Here is an 18,974-nt window from a genome sequence, read left to right on the forward strand (position 1 = left end):
GCCTATATATGCGTTCTATTTTCTAAACGCATCTTCATGTACTAATGTTTTCCTGAAGTTATTTTAATCCATCAGGGTAACCAGATAGAACTATCGAGTTATAGCAACGTAATCAGACCTTTAATAACTGAACCTAAACGGATAGCATCAAAAATACGGGCTTCGCTGGCTCCGTGTTTCAACACGCTTTCTTCGTGCGACCGAACGCAGAGTTCGCACCCATTCACAGCCGAAACGACTAGACTCATCAGTTCAAAAAACTCTTTCCCCAAGATCGGATTCATCATGATACTCATGCGAATACCGGGCTGCGTTTGCTGGTAATACTCTTTGCTAACAAAGTGCCGGAACCGATAAAACACGTTATTGGTGCTCAGCAGCGATGTACAGGCAATGGTCTCCGCCACCTCGGCATCGGTTGCCCCTTCCTGCTGGGCAGCATTGGTCAGTGAATCAACCAGCGGCTGTAGTTTTTCATTGACCGCTACCGACAAAGCCAGCAGTAAAGCTTCTTTCTTCGTCAGCGTCTGGCTGCTGTTCAACACATTGCCAACGTTAATTTTCAGATCGCGCAAATAGCGGTGATCAGCTTTCGCCAGAGCCTCCAATGCTGGATAGTCAGCTTCTACATTCATCCCCACCAGATTCAGCAGCGATACAACGGTTTCGTTTTGTGTGGTTGTCATCTTTTTAAAGAGTGAAAGAGCGAAAGAGTTAATGAGTGAAAAACTGCCGGATAGCACCGCTCTTTCGCTCTTTCGCCATTAAATTAAGCCGTTAGTGTTGCTTCGCCTTTTACCCAGTTGCAGGGGCAAAGTTCGTCGGTTTGCAGCGCGTCTAACACACGAATTACTTCATTCACGTTCCGGCCAACTGATAGGTCGTTCACCGCTACCCAACGTACGATACCTTGTGGATCAATGATATAGGTTACCCGATAGGCCACTTTCTCATTGGCTTCCAGAATGCCTAACTCTTCGGCTAGTGACTTCGATGTATCGGCCAGCATCGGGAATTTCAATCCACGCAGATCGTCGTGGTTTTTACGCCAAGCCAGGTGCACAAATTCGCTATCTGTCGAAGCACCAATCATCATCGTATCGCGATCCTGAAAATCCTCGAATTTCTTGTTGAACTCAGCAATTTCCGTTGGACAAACGAAGGTGAAATCTTTTGGCCACCAGAACATAACCAGCCATTGACCCGCATTCTTGTGATCATCCGACGAGATTTCGTAGAACTCTTTGTCTTTTTCAAGCGATACAACAGCCAGTTTCTTGAAATCCGGAAATTGCGATCCTACCGATAAAATATGATTTTTCATGGAATATATTGAGATTGTAGTGCGACCATTATCTTGATCAAGTGCAAAGTAAGGAAGCATTATGCACTTGATACATGATTTTTATCAATCACCGCATAGATAAAATCTATCTCTTTTAGGGAATCATAGTGATATTCAGGCAGCTATGCTAGTAGAACATCTCTATTGCCAGTTTATATTCTTTAAAGAATAATGCAATTAATTGAAAACATACAAATTATAATTTTACCAATACGCATGAAAAAGCCCGATGAGTATTTTCTCATCGGGCTTTTTAGGTAAAACTATGTTTTGACGGCTAGGCCGCCATGCTTAAATACGGTTCCTGCCCCGATTGTGGTTCTTCCAGCATGGGCGCGATAACGGTATTCATCCGCTCCCGAACAAAGCTCTCCTGCAGGTAAGACGGCAACTTAGCCACCAACTGACGATATGCCTGCATACCCAACGCCTTCGCGATATACGCTTCATGCACGGAGTTTACGTGCGATACGATATTCACCAAACTCTGGTGAAACAGCTTCACATCAATTTCAGAATCAACAAACCGTTCTATTTCCCGGTTTGTCGACGAAATCCGCAGGCGGCTCAACATATCGAAGTAGGTCGTATAGCCGATTTGCTTGGCCAGTTGCTTGTACTGTTCGACGCTAAACTTCTGTAGAATTTCGCCCGTTTTGGGGCTACGTAATGCCGTTTTCGGATTTGTCTGAATCGCATTGCGTAACGCCCGCACACGTTGATCGCGCGTGGTTTTCAGAAACTGAGCCAGTTCAACCTGCACCGAACCTTCGCGCGAAGGCAATAACAGATCGGTTTTAGCCGCTACGCTAAACCGTTTCGCCATCGGCAGGCGCTGGATACGGTAGCTATTGATCGGTCCGAGGGCATAGTAGCCAATCGAAGCCGGATAATAGCCTCGTACAACCATATTGCCGATTCGCTTCCGAATCAGCTCTTCATTACTCACGTTAATGCCCTGCACAGCCAGAAATGCCCGTGCACTGAACAGGGCACTGTAATACGCCTGAGGGAAGGTCCAATGCAACGAACTTTGTAAATATTGCTCATCGTTGACAACCGGCGTAATTCTCAGGGCATATTCGGCACTCCAGCTATTTAGCAATAACTTCTCCAACGCTTTCTGACTTCCATCTGTCACACGTCCATAGAACTGCTGAAAGATGGGAAACTTGGCCAGATCGAAGAAGTCGTTCTGATGATGGATGTGGTAATCCATCGCAAAGAAGTGGTTCAGAAACACCTGCGCCGGAATAGATTTCCGCCAGTTATCGTCGAGCGGCAAATTGCCCGCTGAAGCCTGTGCAAGGGGTGCCTGAGCGTTCGGGGAATGCATCGTTGCGTTGGTTTTCTGTGTCATACAATAGTAACGAAAAAGGGCATTTTCGAGTTCATTTTTCATGCACAATTATCACTACACAAACTACTGTAAATCAATATATTATACATTAATTTTTACCTCTAAAAAATGCCTTAAAATTTAGCACTAGCAGGCAGGACCAATAGGTAACTTTTGGGTATTTAAACGTACTTTTGAGGCACTCTTTTACGTTGCCCTTAGAGCATGAAGTGGACAAAATATATAGTGATTTCCGGCGGCCTGTGCCTAAGCAACTTAGCCCCGGTTTTAGTTTGGGGACAACCTCAACATCAGGTAGCTCCGACCGATGGCACAGCCTCTCTGGAAGGGACTGTGCAGGATGGCCAAACGCAAAAAAGCATTGCGGGAGCTATTGTTATGGCAAAAAACCAGGCAGGTGTGATCTACACACAACAGCTGACAAATGCTGATGGAAGCTTTCAACTTAAGCTTGATCCGAAGCTACCGTATATTATTTCAACTAAAGCGGAAGGGTATGGTACGGTTGATGAACAATTAGCCTTTACATCGGGGAGTACAAATCGATTATTTGGAAAAACCATTCTGTTGTATCGGATAAACACAAAGCCGCCTAAATCGCCTGTAGCCTCTCCAACTCATACGGTAACATCAACAACAATTGCGCCCCCAGCCGCACGCCCGGCAACCACACCCCCTGTATCTGAGCAACCCGCTGTTAGTAACACGTCTGCCGTTCATACATCTCGCGTAACGCCCCCAAAAACGCTCGATGCCAAGGTGACTTATACACCTCCTCCTATTGCAGCAGCGGCAGGCAAAACGACCCAGTTACAGGCTCTTCAGTTTGTACAGAGCAAAGCAGAACTACTACCCGACGCCCAACCCGCTTTAGAACAACTCCTGGCCTTTATGCGTGACCATGCCACCGCCGAAATAGAACTGGCAGGCCATACCGACAATCAGGGTGATTTTGACGAGAACCTCAAGCTCTCGAAGCAACGGGTAGAGCTGGTGAAAGACTATTTAGTGAAGAATGGCATCGCGGCCAACCGGGTAACCACTCGTGGCTACGGTCCTACGCGCCCTATTGCGAGCAATAACTCGGAAACCACCCGAAAACTCAACCGACGGGTTGAAATGACGGTGTTGAAGGAGTAAATGAAGGTTTATAGGTTACGGTATTTGGTTTACGGTTGGCTGACGCGTCAGCTAGTTGTGCGTCAGCCAACCGTAAACCGAATACCGTAAACCGACTATTATTTCCTCCCCAACCACAGCCCACCAATCACCAATCCGGTGCCAGTAGCGGTATAGAGCGAAATGGGTTCGCCCATGAGCAGGTAGGAATACGCAAAACCGAAGATTGGGCAAAGAAACAGCCATAACGAAGCCCGGATGGCATCCTGCTTGACCAGATAGAACCAAAGTTGCAGGGCTCCCACCGATACCGGCAAAATCAGCCACAATACCGACATCCAAAACCGCAGATCATAGTGCGATGTACTAAAGGCCGTTGGATCAAGTACAGCTACAAGTATAGTAAACGGAAGCAGTTGAAATCCGCCCAGCAACACCTGCCACCCATTGATAACCAGATTCGGTAACCGCCAGTTGATGTTGGCGTAATAGACCGTGGCCAGCGATATGGAAACCACACCGATTAACAAAATCAGTAATCCCTCTACCGTGGCGTAACTGTTCTGAAGGAGTGGATAAGTGGCTATACCTACTCCCAGAAGTCCGAGCAATAACCCACCCAGTTCATTCCAGCGGGGCATCCGGCGCAACCACAGGGCCGATAACAGGGCGATAAATAACGGGTTGGTAGCCGTTGATAAACTACCAATTCCGGCCGATACCTGCTTCAGTGCCAGTACAAATGCCCCAAGATAAATAGTCGTATTAAGCAGCGAGAAAATGGCTAATTGACGCCACTCCACACGCGTAGGCCAGGCATTTTGCGTACGCTGAATGCCATACGCAAACAGAAGCATACCGCCCCCAGCGATAAAAAATCGAACGTTAGCCAGAATAAGCGGATGTACCGACTGCACGCCAAACTTGGTAGCAACCGAGGCCGAAGCCCATAAAGCAGCAAAGAGGAGGCCGGCCAGCGCGCCGGCAGGAATAAGTTGTTTCACAGCTATAATTTCCGAATACGTACTTTTTTAGCTGTTACAACAGTGAATGCGTTGATTAATTTATCACTGTAGTCTCGCAATGTTCTCAAAATAATTTGCCCTTTTTCTTCGGATGTTGTTTTGGGCAAGCGATAAAACAGAATACCACTATGAATATGCCCTTTTTGAAAATGTAGTTTACCAAAATCACTATCGCCGGTCAATAAAACAGTTGCCGACGAAACAGCTGTTTTAAGTACAGTTTCATCAGCAACCCCACCTTGTGTTTCCTGAATCGATGTTACCGTATACCCTTCAGAACGCAATAGGCGGATAACTCTGCCTTCTACATTTTCGTCAGCCAGCAACTCGATCATGCGACTGATTTACGACTTCGTTTCGTATGGACCGTGTGCGCTGCAAACCGCAGGCAAGCATAGATAGCTTCACGAGTGAGGTGTGGATAATCTTCGAGTATCTCTTCAACACTTTCTCCATAGCCCAACTTTTCAACAACCAGCTCTACCGTAATTCGGGTACCTTTAACAATAGGCTTACCAACCATAATAGCGGGGTCAGCGGTGATATAATCCTGCCATTTCACATCTATCATAACTTACTATTTTTGACAAATATAGCTTAAATTACCCCACCAGATAGCCCAATTCACGTAGTCGGCTTCGAAAACGGGGGAGTTGATCATTGGCCACCAGTATACGAAACCCTTCGGCTTTTACAACCATTGTTTTCAGAACAGCATCCTGCGCCAGCACCCGAATCAGCGGCTGATTATCGGGCGATATACGATAGGTCACCATGTCCGTAACGGCCGTCAGTGGGTCGGCTTTGCTGGTCAACTCATCGAAGAACGCCTTCCAGTTGGGGGGCAGGTTCGGGGCAACCGACTTGCAGAATAAATTGATTTTTGAGAGCAATTGCTGTTTGGTTTTACAGTCTTTCAAAAACGTGTCGGGCGTAACCCGGAACCGCGTCGGGCTGACTCGTTCGGCATAGTTGGCCAGAATGGTTTCGGCCACCACATGTTCGGGATCGCAGAAGATGAGCAGCGACTGGTCATCGAACCGAAGCTCCTGCGTGGCTGTGTTTACTTTAGGTACATAGGTGTCGGTAGTCCGCCCGAAGATTGATGCACCGAGGTTATTGAGCTTTACATAGCGCAATCCGTCGTAGGCGGAATAGTAGTCCTTGGCGAATTTCCCCGTCGGTGCTTCGTAAGCAATATCGAGCCAGCCTAAAGCGGCAAACAGGAAGAATCCAGCCAGCAAGGCGGGACGCTCCACAAAGAGGTACGCATTGGCACTCGTCACGCTTTCCTTATTCATGAACCCAGCCCGCCAGGGCGACTCGGCTTCGTACGTTAACGACGAATATTCACCCGGCCGACAGGGGCGCACCTGTAAGTCGTGGATCTGCCCGTAGGCCAGTAAATTTTCGGTAGACACCCACTCGCCTATAGGCAGCCGGTTCATCCATTCCACCAGCGCCAGTTCGGCTTCCTGTTTATAGTAATAAAAGCTAACGTACCCGTGGTTTTTCAGGTCGTTGAGCAGGAATAATACCGCGAAGGTTTTATCCAGCGTTTTTCTGAACTGACGAAGCGAATCCAGCGAATCGGGGTTGATCTGGCTTTTTTTGGGCTGATAGGAGACCAGCATCTGCGCCAGGCAGGTTGTACGAATCAGCGAGAACGCGTCATTATCGGGAAAGAACTCCCGTATGCCCAGCAGCTTCCGCATCTTCTTCAACCCATTGGCAGCCACTTTGCCTGAGTTATTGACGGCAATACTATCCTGCATTCGATACGCCAGCAGTTTCTGAATTTCTTCAAAAATGATCAGTTCGCCATCTTCCCAGCGTAGTAAACCCGCCAACGGTTCCGGGGATGTTCTGAGCTGGTAGTTTTCGGGCTGCGGATAGGTGTTTTGCAGAAAAGCCCGGATGGTCGACGGCCACTCCAGCACGATCGAACCGTTCCAGCCTTCGCCCTTGTGCGGTAACAGTTTAAACTTCTTGTTGAGCTTAACGTCGCCCCCAAAAAACTGATGTCTCCCTTCCCGAACGATCATGTCCGAGCCAATCGCCTGCCCCAGCACCTCGGCAGATACTCTGGGTAGCCAGGTCAGTTGCTCGGCCGCTTTTTGAAGTTCGGGTGGTAACGTATCCCGAAACAGCCGGTACACATCGGCATTGCTAAAGATAAACGCGACGCTCCAGACCAACCGGGCTTTGTTGGGCGTACTCGTCTCCGACGTTGTGAGAAGTGTGTAGGGCAGATTGAGCGACAAGCCATCGAGAAAATCCAGGTGATTCAAGACCACCCTACGCGCATAGCTGGCCAGAGCCTGCAACCCCTCTTTGTTATAGTTCTGATCAAGATCGGCAATGATGGCCGGAGCAATACGAGCACCCGTTTGCTTGATATAGGCTTTTGTAATCTCGCTGGCAATATTATTCCGGTTACGCTCATTACTGGTATTCCCTTTGATGAGCGCATCTAACTTAGTAATCAGTTGTGTTTGCTCCATAGTAAGTTAATGGATAATGAATAATAATCAACACGCTAATAATCATATCCATTATCCATTATCCATTGTACATTATCCATTGCCCATTTACTTAATTACCCCAACATGAATGTGATGTCGGATTCGCTAAACGATTTCAATGCCGACGCATCCGCACTGATAACAGCGTTGAACAGTTCGGCTTTCTTCTGCTGCAATTCCATGATTTTCTCCTCGATGGTGCCCTGCGTAATCATCTTGTAGGCCATCACTTTTCGGTTCTGCCCAATCCGGTGACTCCGGTCAATCGCCTGATTTTCGGCGGCTTTATTCCACCACGGGTCAAAAATAAACACCATATCGGCCGCCGTGAGGTTGAGACCGGTGCCGCCCGTTTTGAGGGTCATCAAAAACACTTTACAGGTCGAATCGGTCTGGAACCGCTCTACCAGTCGCTGCCGGTCGCGGGTGGAGCCGCTCATGCTTACGTAGTCGATTCCCTGCGCATCCAACTGTTCGCCGATGCGTTCGAGGGCGGCCAGGTAATTCACAAAGACCAGCATTTTATGGCCGTTGGCAGCGGCATCGGTCAGTTGCTCCACCAGCATTTCTATTTTGGGCGATTCAATGTTCCCGCCCGATTTGGCTTCGGGGATGCTGGCAATCTGGCGGAGTTCATTAAAAGCCTGAAACACAAAAAACTGACTTTGCTCCAGTCCTTTTTCGGCAATCTGCTTCTCAATATTTTCTTTGTAAAACTGCCGTCGCTGCTCGTAGAATCTCCGCTGCGCATCCGACATTTCGATGTACAATACCTGTTCGATTTTGTCGGGCAATTCGGTCAGTACGTTCTTCTTTAATCGCCGAAGAACAAAGGGGTAAATCTTCTTGCGGAGTTCGTCGATGACGTCGGGGTCGTTGTGTTTCTGAATGGGTGTCAGGTAATTATGTCCAAACTGTTCCGCCGACCCGAACATGGCCGGATTCAGAAACCGAAACAGCGAATAGAGTTCCGACAGGTTATTTTCGATGGGCGTACCGCTGAGGGCCAGCCGGTGTTTGGCCTGGAGCAACACCACCGCCCGGCTCGCCTGCGACTGTAGGTTTTTGATATTCTGCGACTCATCCAGAATCACGTAAAAGAAAGCCCGCTCCCGAAACTTTTCGATGTCGTTCCGCAGCAGGGCGTAGGTCGTAAAAATAAGCTGATGTTCGCAGGCTACGTCCAGATCGCGGTGGTCGGCGTAGTAGGTGTAGGTGGTCAGTTGAGGATTGAACCGCTCCACTTCCTTCTGCCAGTTGAAGAGCAAACTTTTGGGCATTATGACCAGCGTGGGTAGCGATTCTTTCGGATAAAATCGCGAAAGTAAGGTGATGGTTTGCAGGGTTTTACCCAGTCCCATATCATCGGCCAGACAGCCATTGAGCTGATACTCATGCAGATGTTCGAGCCACTGAACGCCCCGTTTCTGGTAGGGTCGCAAGGTAGCATTTACCGAAGCCAGCCGGGGTTTCTTGTCGGCCAGTTCGTTGAAACCCGCAAAAAAGGCGCGGGATTTTCTGAATGTTGCGTCGGCAACGGCTTCATCCAGAAGCCCTTCGGCCAGTGGCAAATCGAAAAACGAGAGTTTAACTTTATCTTTTTTACTTTTCTGAAATAGCCGTTCGAGCTTACGAATATAGGTTTCGTTGACAAGCGCGTGGCTTCCGTCGGACAGTTGTACGTACCGCTGCTGGTTGTATTGCCGAATCACATCGAGCAAGCCGAGTTGCTGTTCGCCAAAGCTAACGGTAGCGTCGCCTTCCAGAAAGTCGATGCCGTGACTCAGGTTCAGATTCAACCTGGGCGGATAGGTACTAATCCGATATTGTTTCAGTTTCTCGGCCCCAAACAGCTGAAAGGTTTCCAGTAGTTGGGGCAATTCCTGGTAGATAAACGCACCGGCTACATCCTGCGGCAACACAAACAAGTTACCCTCTACAATGTACTGCCCCTGCGATTTCCTCCGACCCTTCTCCTTAACCGTATGCTTCTCAATCAGTTGACTAACTGTATCGATAAGTCGATTGAGTGGCTGGCGCTCCACAATCCGAACAGAAATGGTTCGCTCCAACGGGTTAATATCGGCGTACCGATACAAGTCAAACTCATCCAGGAATCCGGCATCGGTCTGCGGCAGTTGCTGTATTACGCGAACATAAAGCGACTGGTCGGCGTCGATTTTCTCAAAAATCAGACAAGGTTGGGCCATAATCGGCTCCGTACCCGTTGTGAGCAACCGATAGTCCTCGTACTCAACCTGCACATTATCGAGGTTCGACAGGGCCAGCGAGAGGTATTTGGTCAGGTCAGAAACCGCCAGCGACGTATCGAACAGCGTCACCCGGTTGAAGGCAGGGCCTACTTCGCTAATCTCAATTACGCGGCCCGCCGACAGGACATTTCGCTCGTTAATCAGCAGAAAATCATCTTCATACTGCCCATCGACAAACAGCCGAACGCTGGCCTCCAGCGTTTCAGCAGTTGGCTTATCGGTGGCTCCGTCCTCTGCGTTTGATTTGATCTGGAGTCGCAACTCCCCTAAACTAGATTCATCTGAGGAGTTAACAAACGTAATGGGTCGATTTCGTTCATCGACCACTATGGGGCAGTGGCGCACATAATCGAGCAGGTAGTCGTACTGATGCAGGTACAACTCGGCCGACGGGTTCTCCCAGTCGATCACAAATCCGTTTCGTTCGCGGAGTTGCTGCATGGCGCGGAGCAAGTTTCGCAACGCCCCGCTGTACCCCTGATAATCGGGTTCGACAGCCTCTCCCTTCTCATTGACAATCCAGATGTAGCTCCCATCGGCATCGAAACAAAGCTGCACACGCAGGGCTTCAACTTTGGCGGCTGGCGCGAATTGGGAGGTTGTCGGATGCCGTCGAAACTGATCGAAAAGCGATTGAGCCATGTAGCGAAAACGGGGATTTACAACAGGGCAAAGATACGGCTAAAACCCAATCTTCCCCTTTCGTCCACTTGGCTTCTGCTCATTTGCCCAGTCGCGCATGTCGGCGAGTTCTTTCTCGAAACCGCCCGATAGAATCGGGAAACGGCACCACGAACGGGGATCGAGGTTGTGATCGTCGAGGTGGAACGAGGGGGCGTAGCGTTCGCGCTTCCACTGGTTGCGGCTCCACAGTTTGAAAAAGCGCTCAACCCAGACCAACAACTTCTCCCGATCATAACGGCCTGCGTACCGAACTTCGACCAGTTTCAATACCTCTACCGGCGGCTGTTTATCCCGAATGGCGGCTTCTTCGATGGAGTTCAACACATCGTAGGCCATCAGGTCGTCTTCGTCGGTTTGCTTTTTGTCTAACGGACGGAGTTCGGCGGTGGGTTGCAGGTTATTAACGGCGTGCAGGCCCTTCACTTTGATTAAGTGATCGGATGCGGTTGGCTCCATCACCGAACCAGTGCGGTCGGCGGGGGTCGATTCGTTTTTCACGTTCAGGCCAACCGTTTCGAGCCAGCGCAGCCAGCCCCGCAGAAAATGCTTGTCGATTCCCGTAATGGGCGAAATACTCCCCGCAGTGTCGCCGTCCATGGTAGCATAGCCAACAGCGGCTTCGGAGCGATTCGACGTACTCAGTAACAACGCATTGTTGAGGTTCGCCATCATCCAGATACCCGGAGCCCGCACCCGCGCCTGTATATTTTGCAGCGCCAGATCATCGGTATCCCACGACAGTTTTCGCCCTAGCTGAGCCTCAATCAGCTCCCGGTAGGTTTCAACCAGGCCGTTGATGTTGATATTCATGAAGGTTGCCCCGATGTCATCAGCCAGTTCTTTGGCCGAGTTGAACGTATCGTCCGACGAGTTTTCGGTGCCCTGATACATAACCGTCAGCAGTTTACCCACCATCGCTTCCGGCGATTCGCACTTTTGAATGGCTTTGATGTAGCTGAGTTTTTTCTTAACGCCTTCCAGCCCAAGGTTCTGTTCTGCCATCCGAATCATCAGGAAAACCAGCGCAGCAATGGCCGACGAGTCAGCTCCTCCACTCAGCGACAGTACGTAGCCCTGCGAGCGACTCTTCCGTAGGTAATCGAACAGACCCAAGGCAACCGCTCGGGCAAACTCTTCTTCTTTGAGGTAACCACCCCGCTCCCAGGCTTCGAGTTCCGCTTTCTGGATAACGGGCGAAATGTCGGGCCAATCGAACCGGTCTGATACGCGTAGATTCGGGTAAGCAAGGGCGATATTCCCACGACTTTGTGTCTGATTCAGGCGCGTGAGTTCAACATCAACAACGGCCGGAACAATCAGAAAATCCTCGTAACTCAAGCGCGGCCCTGACACCAGTAATTCGCCATTGGACGCTACCATGGCATCGCCATCGTAAATCATCCGACCGGCTTCATTACCCAGCATGTTGCTGTACACGTAGCTAACGCCAAAGGCCCGCGAGGCATCGACCACGAACCGTTCGCGCACCTGCGATTTCAGGAACGCAAAGTGGCTGGCGGTCGGATTCAGGATAATATCGATCCCCCGCTCATACAACATTCGGCCCGGCCGGTTAGCCACCCAGGCATCTTCGCAAATCTCAAACCCAACCCGGATACCCGACAGGTCGAAGACCAGATCGCCGAATGGATAGGAGAAATCGCCGATTTTGATCTCATCCCGCACGTAGGGGTTCCAGGGCTGAAACCAGCGCGTTTCGTAATGAACACCGTTATTGGCCAGGTTCTGCTTCACCGCAAAGCCCAGAATTCGCTTGTTGGCGATCAGGCAGGCGGTGTCGTAGGTGCGGTTGTTATGGCGTAGCGGCAAGCCCACGGCTACGGCGATGTCATTGGTATACTGAACAATATCCAGCAGGGAGGCAATGGATTGATCGATGGTGTTCTGAGCAAAAAACGCATCCTCGCAACCGTAACCCGAAATACATAACTCGGTCAGACACAGCAAGCTGACGTTCTGTTTCTGGGCTTCCTCGATGGCATTGATAATATTTTGCTTGTTATGATCCCAGGCAAGTGGGATTTGATTCAGGACACCAGCGGCTACTTTAAGGAGTTTCATGTATGACAATGAGTGAAAGAGCGAACCGGAACGCCGGACCGGAGCGACTGAGCGAATTGCCCTAATGACAGTGGTTTTCTCAACGCTCAGTTTAGCATGAATTATGATTCTATTCAGATAACAAAGATGGGGCGAAAATAGATTTAGTTTGCCAGAAACTGGGTTAATGAAACTAAAGATGGCTTATTGGTACATCGGCCATAAGTTTTGCTATCTTTAAATAGATACTTGACTGTTGTGTTTCAAACTATTTTTATGCCCTCTATCGAATTTGATGTTCATGGAAATCTGCAACCTTACCGTCATTACGCTCACTATGGTAGAGTTTAAACAAGCGTTTGTGACAGCGTTTCCTGATTCGGAGAGAAGAAGTCTGTTGTTTAACTCATTTCTAATGCATGTAACCAATCTCAGAATAACCACAAATGAAGAGTTTTTTGTCTGGGTTGACGGTAGTTTATAACTCGAAAAACAAACCCATCCGATATTGATTTCATTATTTTTCTTGATGCTGATTGTTACACACGTCATGAAGAACAAGCTGCTTTTTTTCGGCAGCAGCGCTTTCTGCCCAATAAACTTATAAATGGTTATTTTGTGCAGGTTTATCCAGAAGATCATCGACAGCGTAATTGGTACGAATCTGATCGACTGCGTTGGCTACAGGATTTTGGCACTAGTTTGGCAGGACGAAAAAAAGGAATAGTTCAACTTAATTTTTAAACTCATGAATGAATTAGAGCAAATTCTGGAGGATACTGAACTAAGGGCTGGAGCTATAGCACGACTGTTGACATTGATTGAACGAGACAGCGACATTATTAATCGTCACCGCTCAATTGGCGATTCTGGGTCTTATGTGCAACAATATATTGATTTGCGTGAAGCTAATTTGGCGACTTTATCCCACCTTCTTGAAGCCAAAGGCAAAATCCGGGCGGAGTTACACTTTACCGAACAAGCCGCTTAATACCAGATTGATAACGGTAGAATTTTCTATCTTTGGGTATGCTTAATTATCAGGAGTATATTAGTTTGAATCCCGAAATTCGTTTCGGCAAACCCTGTATCAAAGGTACTCGTATCACTGTGCAGGATATCCTAGGCTGGCTAGCGTCGGGCATGACGAATGACGAGATTCTGGACGACTTCCCAGAATTAACACTCGATCACATTCGGGCAGCACTAGCCTTTGCCGCTGATAGCGAGCGCCGTACCCGTTTGATAGCTGCCTAATACAAATCCTGCTTGACGCTAACCTGTCTTATCGATTAGTAAAGAAATTAGCGGGTATATTCCCCGATTGTTTACACGTTACCCGAATAGGTCTGCCAATCCCTGCTGAAGATATAGCAATCTGGCAATGGGCACGGATCAACAACCGAACCATCGTCACGAATGATGACAACTACTACAATCTGGCCAATACGTATGGCTTTCCTCCGAAAGTTATTTTATTACGAATGGGCAATCAGTCGTCAGCCAGTGTCCTGGACACCCTGCAAAAGCATGTTGATGATCTTCAAAAATTGAACGAGTCCGACGAATATGGTCTAGTGGAGTTATTTTAACAGTAATGTCCTTTCTTTATACCGCTCGACCCATTTTACAGATCGATGACAGTCTGAAAGAGCATCCAGATCTCCATCCTTATTCTCAGAAAAAATCGAGAAAGCAACGCAGGTTATGTCAAAAGTTCGAGCTAGGCAAGATAACTAGTTGATTACAAATTACTTAGTCTCCTAAAAATCCCCATAATTCACCTGCACACAAGTTAAACCCAACTGACGTCGCCACATATCCACTACTTGCTGGCGGTCATCTACCACAAGTTCGACGTAGTAACGGCTCAAGATGTGCTGTTCAAACAGTTCATATTTGACGACGGAGTCTTTGCTATTGTTGCCCTGGGGGCGCATAAATAACTCGTAGTCAGGAAACTGCCAGCCAAAATATTGATTAATCCACGCCATTGTTTCAGTGCGACAAACAGCATCCCGGCCCGAAAAGAATACAATCGTATACCCCGATGCCCGCAAGGCTTTCACTAAGTTTATAATCGGCCATTTGGGTAGATCCTCCCCTACGCGATGCCAGTCAAAGGGATAGCGACCGCTGTGGATTCGGTCTCTCATGGTAGCTACTGTGCCATCAATATCCACCAATACGCAACGGGGTAAAGACTCGTCCTGAAGCCGTTGAAAAACAGGATCTCGCGTCAGAACTTCGGTCTGGAATTTGAAATTTCGTTTCAGGGCTACAAGTCGTTCTGCCTGTTTGCGAATGACAGCCTCTCCTACTACGCCAAATCGGTTCTGGTCGCGCTGGATGCATTCGTCTATAGACGTTTCCATTAGTCGGTACTGGATTTCAACTTCATCGAAATGGCTGGCGAGCAATTTTCGGAATTGATTGATGTAACTCAGTTTCAGGTTTGTATTGTCGATCAATATATGCCAGCCCCGTGCCAAACCGTCCAGGATCGCCGTTTTCTGTAGCTCATTAACGAGGTTTTCAATCCGGTCTTTTTCGCGCTCAGGCCAGGTTTGCCAGTATTCGTCGAGTGCAACAGACAATAGACTTCGGCGAAGGTCATCCCTGTTTACGCGTAACCAGTTCGGGTTTTCGGTGCAGAATTGGCGGGCAAAGGTTGTTTTGCCGCTTCCACTCAGACCAACCAAGATGAGAACTTTTTTCATGTGTTATTCCTTTTCAGCCATTTACAAACGTATTCATAAACTGAGACTCGCCTATAAACAAGCATCATCTACCCTGAAAAACGGGTTACCATACCGTTCTCAGAGTAGATGATGCAATTTGTACTTTTTCCGGTTAGCCTGCTTCTTATTCTTTAACACAGAAGACTGTTGAATATATTCGACTCAACAGCCTTCTGTTCAATTGGTATGATGCAAACAATTTTTTAACCACAGAGGCACAGAGAGCACAGAGTTTTTATCGTCTTATTAAAACGTTGTGCTCTCTGTGCCTCTGTGGTTATTAATTTTAGTTGACTACGTAAGCATCCACTTATCGTTTTACCTGCGCCGTTACGGTAGCTGGCGTCGCTTCCAGCACGCGAACGGGTCCTAGCAGACCCGATGGCAGTAAAGACGAGTCTGCCCTATAGAACGGCATAGTGGTGAACGTAATTTTATTGATTACACCGGGCTGGGCATCCCCAATCAGGCGATTGACCCACAGGTTCGTGACCTTCACCTGAACCGTGTTGTTGCCTGCTTTCAAAGCCTCCGTGATGTCGATACGGAAGGGCTTCTTCCAGACAGTACCCACTTTTTTACCATTGATGATCACCTCAGCGATATTCTTCACCTCGCCCAGATCAAGAATGTAGGACGCATTTTTAGTCACCTTAGGGACCTCAAACGTGTTGTCGTAAGCGGCTGTACCGGAGAAGTATTTAATACCTGGGTCGGCATTGTCGGTCAATGACCCAAGTGTGTTCAACGTGGTCTGTTGAGGGGCACCTCGTCCCTCCTGAAAATTAACCTTCCAGGCACCAGCTACACTGGCTACAGGTGATTCTGTAACGACAAGTTTGGTGTACGAAGCGACCGTTGCCTTGTTACGGAAGACGATAAAGTAAGCCCCCCACGACTCAAACTTGAGCGGTATAGTCGTTCGTCTGTCTTTGATCTGATACGATACCGTTTCCGTTTTGCCCGTTTCAGGGTTCCATAACTCCGGCACTTTACCTGTTACCCGGAAGCTAATCGTAGCTTCATTTGGGTTTTCGCTGCGGTTGTCAAGCCAGTAAAGATCCGACGGTCCGCCGTCGCGGTCGGTGGTTTGGCGGTGTACGTACAGTATCTTTGCTTTCGCGCCGGATATGTCTACATCTTTCGGGATACTCATGCCCTGTAATACAGTCTCCACGGGCTTGGTCGATACGTTCGGGTTGCTCCAGATCTGGTTCACCAGCGACGTAAACTCCGATGCATTGTCGGTCAGGCTGGGCGAGCGTTCGGGTTTAACACCAGCCACTTTCATACCAGACTTAACCAGCTCGGCCAGTTTTTTCAGAACAGGCAGGGTCATTGTTCTCGCCGATGAATCCAGCACGAACAAACGGTATTGCTGCCCACTTGGCGTTATAATCTTTCCTCCTTCTATGCGCAGGGCACTCTTTACAACGGTGGAATTGGCAAAGTCAAACTCATAACCAGCCGGGATGGCAGGTAATTTTTGGGCAAACGCCTGTGTAATGTTGTTGTTCTCGCCATAGTAATACAGTACATCGACAACGGGTTTGCCCTGTTGTAGTAAAAAGCAGCTTCGGCCCAGGTAGCCCGTCCAGGCGCTGGCCTGTTCAGCCCAGGTTTCCTGCCGGGTAAAGTACTGACCAAAGGGCCCGAGCGAAAAGCCGGGCTTCTTATCGTCCAGCGGCTGGTGTACCGACGTATGTACCACAAAACGATTCAGACCCGACGCCATTTCCAGATCGGCGGTGCGTTTTAGTTTCTCGGGATGCCAGCTAAACGCATTTTGAATGGATGTCATCGACTCAGCCGCTACCAGGTTCTGCCCATAGATGTGCGCCACCGAAGCGGCTTCCCGAATGTCGGCTTCGCTGCGAACTTCCTCGTTGGCACCACCAGCCAGGCTACCCGGCGTCCACATGGCCGACATGGGAATATCGGCCTTGCGCTTCACGTCCATGCCGTCGGCTAAATAAATTCGGCCGTTTTCATGCGACTCGGTGTAGCGTTTCATACCCCGTGCGTACAGTGCATCGCCGATTACTTCATAATGATTTTCGACGATCAGTTCGCCAATGGTCTTGCGAAAATCCCATAGAAATTTCTCACTGTCTTCAGCGCTCTTCACAACACGGCCCGTCAGCACTGGAAGCCAGGGCTTGATGTCATAACCGCGTCGTTTCTGGAACTCGTCGGGCATGGCCTTGGTCCAGGTCATATGACCCGCTTCGTAGCTATCCAGAACCATATATTGAAGCCCCTTGGCACCCATTTGGCCTCCGGTGGCATCTTTGTACATGTCCAGATAGGTGTCGATGTATTTTCTGACAGCCACTTTATCGAGCTTATCAACTTCCAGCCCTGTAGCTTCGGGCGAAGCAGGGTGGTTTTTCCGACCCGTAATCGAATAGCCTAGTCGCATCACAATCCAGTTACCGGCGGGGGCGGTCCAGTTCAACGTACCGTCAGCGCCCATTTTCGACGTCAAATCCACTACATCCTGCGTAGGAATGGCATCCGCTCCGGGTTTTACCAGTGAGTGAGTACTTTCTTTCCAGGGGCTGAAGCCCGCTTTTTGCTCGAATAAATCTATGCGGTCGGTATTGTGCAATACTAGTTCAGCTACGGGTACGCCCTGCGGTTTGCCGGGTTCAGCACTACCGCCCATCATGGCCGCAAACCCATTCCCTTCGGGCTTCTCGGTTTTAAATGTAAACCGGAAGTATTTGGCCGTGGTAGGCAGGATTCCCATGGTGCTTTGAGGAATTGTACTGCCCCGGATAATGACAACATCCCGAAAGTTGACTCCATCATCGCTCACCTTCAGCATCCGGTTGTCGGGCATGCCTCTGAATTCAGCCAGTTCACCGGCTGCAGCAGAGCCTACAATAGTAAACGCCTTAATCGTTTGTGGGCTCTCAAATTCGTATTGCAGCCACATATCCTGCCCAACTTCCATGGGTGGAAGTAATTTAGCCGTAGCCAGGTCACCGTCGGTCAATTCGGCCAGGCTGAACGCACCGCCACTCGATGTAATTTTCGGATTCAGTGACGCCACAGGTTTCTCAGAGGCTGGCAAGCGATAAGCAATTACGGCGGCATCAGCATAGTATTCTGACAACTTACCTGCTGATTGGCTGAGCATATCGGGAGCTAGCGCCACATTCTGGAATTTGCCTGTTGTGGTTGGCGGCTGGGGCAGTTTACCCGAGAAGGCCTGACCACCTGTTATCCGTGTTTCAGACCAGACGTACTTTTTCATGGCATCGCTGGCGGGCACCCAGGGACCACCCGTTACGCTCCAGCCCGGCGAACCGGCAATGGCCATTTCAAGGCCAAGCTTTTCAGCCAGATCAGTGGTGTGTTTAAAGGCATCTTTCCAGTCGGGGGTCATGAACACCAGCTTTTTGGGCGTCACGGCTGGCGTAAACAGGCTGGCGTCGAAGTTTTGAAACCCGCCAATGCCAACGCGGTTCATCCATTCAAGGTCTTTGGTAATACCCTCTTTAGTGATGTTGCCGTTCATCCAGTGCCACCACACGCGGGGCTTGGCCGAATTAGGGGGGACCTGAAAGCCCTTTTGAAGGGGCGAAGGCTGCGCAAACGCTAACGCCGGTAGCAGCCAGGCCAGAAAGGTGATCTTCTTCATGATGAAAGTAGTCGTAGGTGTTTAGGATTGACTCGTTTAGCTCCCAAAGAAGCCCATACTAGCTCATTATTACTTGTTCTCTTTACCGCAGAAATTACCTAAACGCTAAGCGTTATTGGTGTGGCCTTTGTATCAGTATGCCAGCCGAATTTGAACCCCGTACCATTCCTCGTTTAATGAATTGACTCATAC

Annotated in this window: 16 protein-coding genes; 5 read left to right on the forward strand and 11 right to left on the reverse strand. The window is 49.1% G+C overall.

Translation table 11 applies throughout. The features are described 5' to 3' along the window. Positions 1-98: 98 nt before the first annotated feature. The 3 genes from ACYVGO_RS22930 to ACYVGO_RS22940 all read right to left on the reverse strand — a co-directional run bounded on the left by ACYVGO_RS22930 (position 99) and on the right by ACYVGO_RS22940 (position 2,705). Positions 99-686: a carboxymuconolactone decarboxylase family protein gene (locus ACYVGO_RS22930; protein WP_460971253.1), complete on the reverse strand. Its 588-nt coding sequence runs from the start codon at positions 684-686 to the stop codon at positions 99-101. A gap of 83 nt (positions 687-769) precedes the next feature. Next, the gene (locus ACYVGO_RS22935; RefSeq protein ID WP_142771789.1) at positions 770-1,324 is read right to left on the reverse strand and encodes a peroxiredoxin; all 555 of its coding nucleotides are present in this window, start codon (positions 1,322-1,324) and stop codon (positions 770-772) included. A gap of 298 nt (positions 1,325-1,622) precedes the next feature. Further along, complete coding sequence (locus ACYVGO_RS22940; protein ID WP_460971255.1) at positions 1,623-2,705, reverse strand: hypothetical protein; 1,083 nt, start codon at positions 2,703-2,705, stop codon at positions 1,623-1,625. A gap of 204 nt (positions 2,706-2,909) precedes the next feature. On the opposite strand from ACYVGO_RS22940, the gene ACYVGO_RS22945 reads away from it, so the two are divergent. After that, on the forward strand, positions 2,910-3,845 hold the full coding sequence (locus tag ACYVGO_RS22945) for an OmpA family protein (protein WP_460971256.1): 936 nt from the start codon (positions 2,910-2,912) through the stop codon (positions 3,843-3,845). A 98-nt stretch (positions 3,846-3,943) separates the two neighbouring features. Here the strand turns inward: ACYVGO_RS22945 and ACYVGO_RS22950 are convergent, their stop codons facing one another. The 6 genes from ACYVGO_RS22950 to nadE all read right to left on the reverse strand — a co-directional run bounded on the left by ACYVGO_RS22950 (position 3,944) and on the right by nadE (position 12,413). Next, positions 3,944-4,828: a DMT family transporter gene (locus ACYVGO_RS22950; protein ID WP_460971257.1), complete on the reverse strand. Its 885-nt coding sequence runs from the start codon at positions 4,826-4,828 to the stop codon at positions 3,944-3,946. A 2-nt stretch (positions 4,829-4,830) separates the two neighbouring features. After that, on the reverse strand, positions 4,831-5,184 hold the full coding sequence (locus tag ACYVGO_RS22955; protein WP_460971258.1) for a DUF5615 family PIN-like protein: 354 nt from the start codon (positions 5,182-5,184) through the stop codon (positions 4,831-4,833). Further along, on the reverse strand, positions 5,181-5,420 hold the full coding sequence (locus tag ACYVGO_RS22960) for a DUF433 domain-containing protein (RefSeq protein WP_142771785.1): 240 nt from the start codon (positions 5,418-5,420) through the stop codon (positions 5,181-5,183). Before ACYVGO_RS22960 ends, ACYVGO_RS22955 begins: the two co-directional genes overlap by 4 nt. A gap of 31 nt (positions 5,421-5,451) precedes the next feature. Then, positions 5,452-7,353, reverse strand: coding sequence for a hypothetical protein (locus tag ACYVGO_RS22965; protein WP_460971260.1), 1,902 nt, complete (start codon positions 7,351-7,353; stop codon positions 5,452-5,454). A 95-nt stretch (positions 7,354-7,448) separates the two neighbouring features. After that, a complete protein-coding gene (locus ACYVGO_RS22970; RefSeq protein ID WP_460971261.1) occupies positions 7,449-10,289 on the reverse strand; it encodes a DEAD/DEAH box helicase in 2,841 nt (946 codons plus the stop codon). 39 nt (positions 10,290-10,328) lie between these two features. Then, complete coding sequence (nadE, locus tag ACYVGO_RS22975) at positions 10,329-12,413, reverse strand: NAD(+) synthase (protein ID WP_460971263.1); 2,085 nt, start codon at positions 12,411-12,413, stop codon at positions 10,329-10,331. Between the two features lie 459 nt (positions 12,414-12,872). Here nadE and ACYVGO_RS22980 point away from each other — a divergent pair, with 459 nt between their 5' ends. From ACYVGO_RS22980 to ACYVGO_RS22995, 4 genes are read left to right on the forward strand one after another with little or no spacing between them, the layout of a single operon-like run. Then, positions 12,873-13,136, forward strand: coding sequence for a DUF6932 family protein (locus ACYVGO_RS22980; protein WP_460971440.1), 264 nt, complete (start codon positions 12,873-12,875; stop codon positions 13,134-13,136). Positions 13,137-13,140: 4 nt separating this feature from the next. Continuing rightward, positions 13,141-13,383, forward strand: a complete 243-nt coding sequence (locus tag ACYVGO_RS22985; protein ID WP_142771778.1) for a hypothetical protein — start codon at positions 13,141-13,143, stop codon at positions 13,381-13,383. A gap of 38 nt (positions 13,384-13,421) precedes the next feature. Beyond that, a complete protein-coding gene (locus tag ACYVGO_RS22990; protein ID WP_460971264.1) occupies positions 13,422-13,649 on the forward strand; it encodes a DUF433 domain-containing protein in 228 nt (75 codons plus the stop codon). A gap of 8 nt (positions 13,650-13,657) precedes the next feature. Further along, positions 13,658-13,984, forward strand: a complete 327-nt coding sequence (locus tag ACYVGO_RS22995; protein ID WP_460971441.1) for a DUF5615 family PIN-like protein — start codon at positions 13,658-13,660, stop codon at positions 13,982-13,984. A 171-nt stretch (positions 13,985-14,155) separates the two neighbouring features. On the opposite strand, the gene ACYVGO_RS23000 is transcribed toward ACYVGO_RS22995, so the two are convergent. Together ACYVGO_RS23000 and ACYVGO_RS23005 are read right to left on the reverse strand one after the other, a co-directional pair. After that, positions 14,156-15,112 carry a phosphatase domain-containing protein gene (locus ACYVGO_RS23000; RefSeq protein WP_460971265.1) on the reverse strand — a complete coding sequence of 319 codons (957 nt, stop codon included), beginning with the start codon at positions 15,110-15,112 and terminating at the stop codon, positions 14,156-14,158. 331 nt (positions 15,113-15,443) lie between these two features. Beyond that, positions 15,444-18,782: a glycosyl hydrolase gene (locus ACYVGO_RS23005; RefSeq protein WP_460971266.1), complete on the reverse strand. Its 3,339-nt coding sequence runs from the start codon at positions 18,780-18,782 to the stop codon at positions 15,444-15,446. Between the last annotated feature and the right edge of the window lie 192 nt (positions 18,783-18,974).

This window comes from Spirosoma migulaei (genome assembly GCF_054776855.1).

Bases quoted from the DNA above. Each gene is read 5' to 3' on its own strand.
- ACYVGO_RS22930 (WP_460971253.1), bottom strand. From the start codon at position 686: ATGACAACCACACAAAACGAAACCGTTGTATCGCTGCTGAATCTGGTG.
- ACYVGO_RS22935 (WP_142771789.1), bottom strand. From the start codon at position 1,324: ATGAAAAATCATATTTTATCGGTAGGATCGCAATTTCCGGATTTCAAG.
- ACYVGO_RS22940 (WP_460971255.1), bottom strand. From the start codon at position 2,705: ATGACACAGAAAACCAACGCAACGATGCATTCCCCGAACGCTCAGGCA.
- ACYVGO_RS22945 (WP_460971256.1), top strand. From the start codon at position 2,910: ATGAAGTGGACAAAATATATAGTGATTTCCGGCGGCCTGTGCCTAAGC.
- ACYVGO_RS22955 (WP_460971258.1), bottom strand. From the start codon at position 5,184: ATGATCGAGTTGCTGGCTGACGAAAATGTAGAAGGCAGAGTTATCCGC.
- ACYVGO_RS22960 (WP_142771785.1), bottom strand. From the start codon at position 5,420: ATGATAGATGTGAAATGGCAGGATTATATCACCGCTGACCCCGCTATT.
- ACYVGO_RS22965 (WP_460971260.1), bottom strand. From the start codon at position 7,353: ATGGAGCAAACACAACTGATTACTAAGTTAGATGCGCTCATCAAAGGG.
- ACYVGO_RS22970 (WP_460971261.1), bottom strand. From the start codon at position 10,289: ATGGCTCAATCGCTTTTCGATCAGTTTCGACGGCATCCGACAACCTCC.
- nadE (WP_460971263.1), bottom strand. From the start codon at position 12,413: ATGAAACTCCTTAAAGTAGCCGCTGGTGTCCTGAATCAAATCCCACTT.
- ACYVGO_RS22985 (WP_142771778.1), top strand. From the start codon at position 13,141: ATGAATGAATTAGAGCAAATTCTGGAGGATACTGAACTAAGGGCTGGA.
- ACYVGO_RS22990 (WP_460971264.1), top strand. From the start codon at position 13,422: ATGCTTAATTATCAGGAGTATATTAGTTTGAATCCCGAAATTCGTTTC.
- ACYVGO_RS23000 (WP_460971265.1), bottom strand. From the start codon at position 15,112: ATGAAAAAAGTTCTCATCTTGGTTGGTCTGAGTGGAAGCGGCAAAACA.
- ACYVGO_RS23005 (WP_460971266.1), bottom strand. From the start codon at position 18,782: ATGAAGAAGATCACCTTTCTGGCCTGGCTGCTACCGGCGTTAGCGTTT.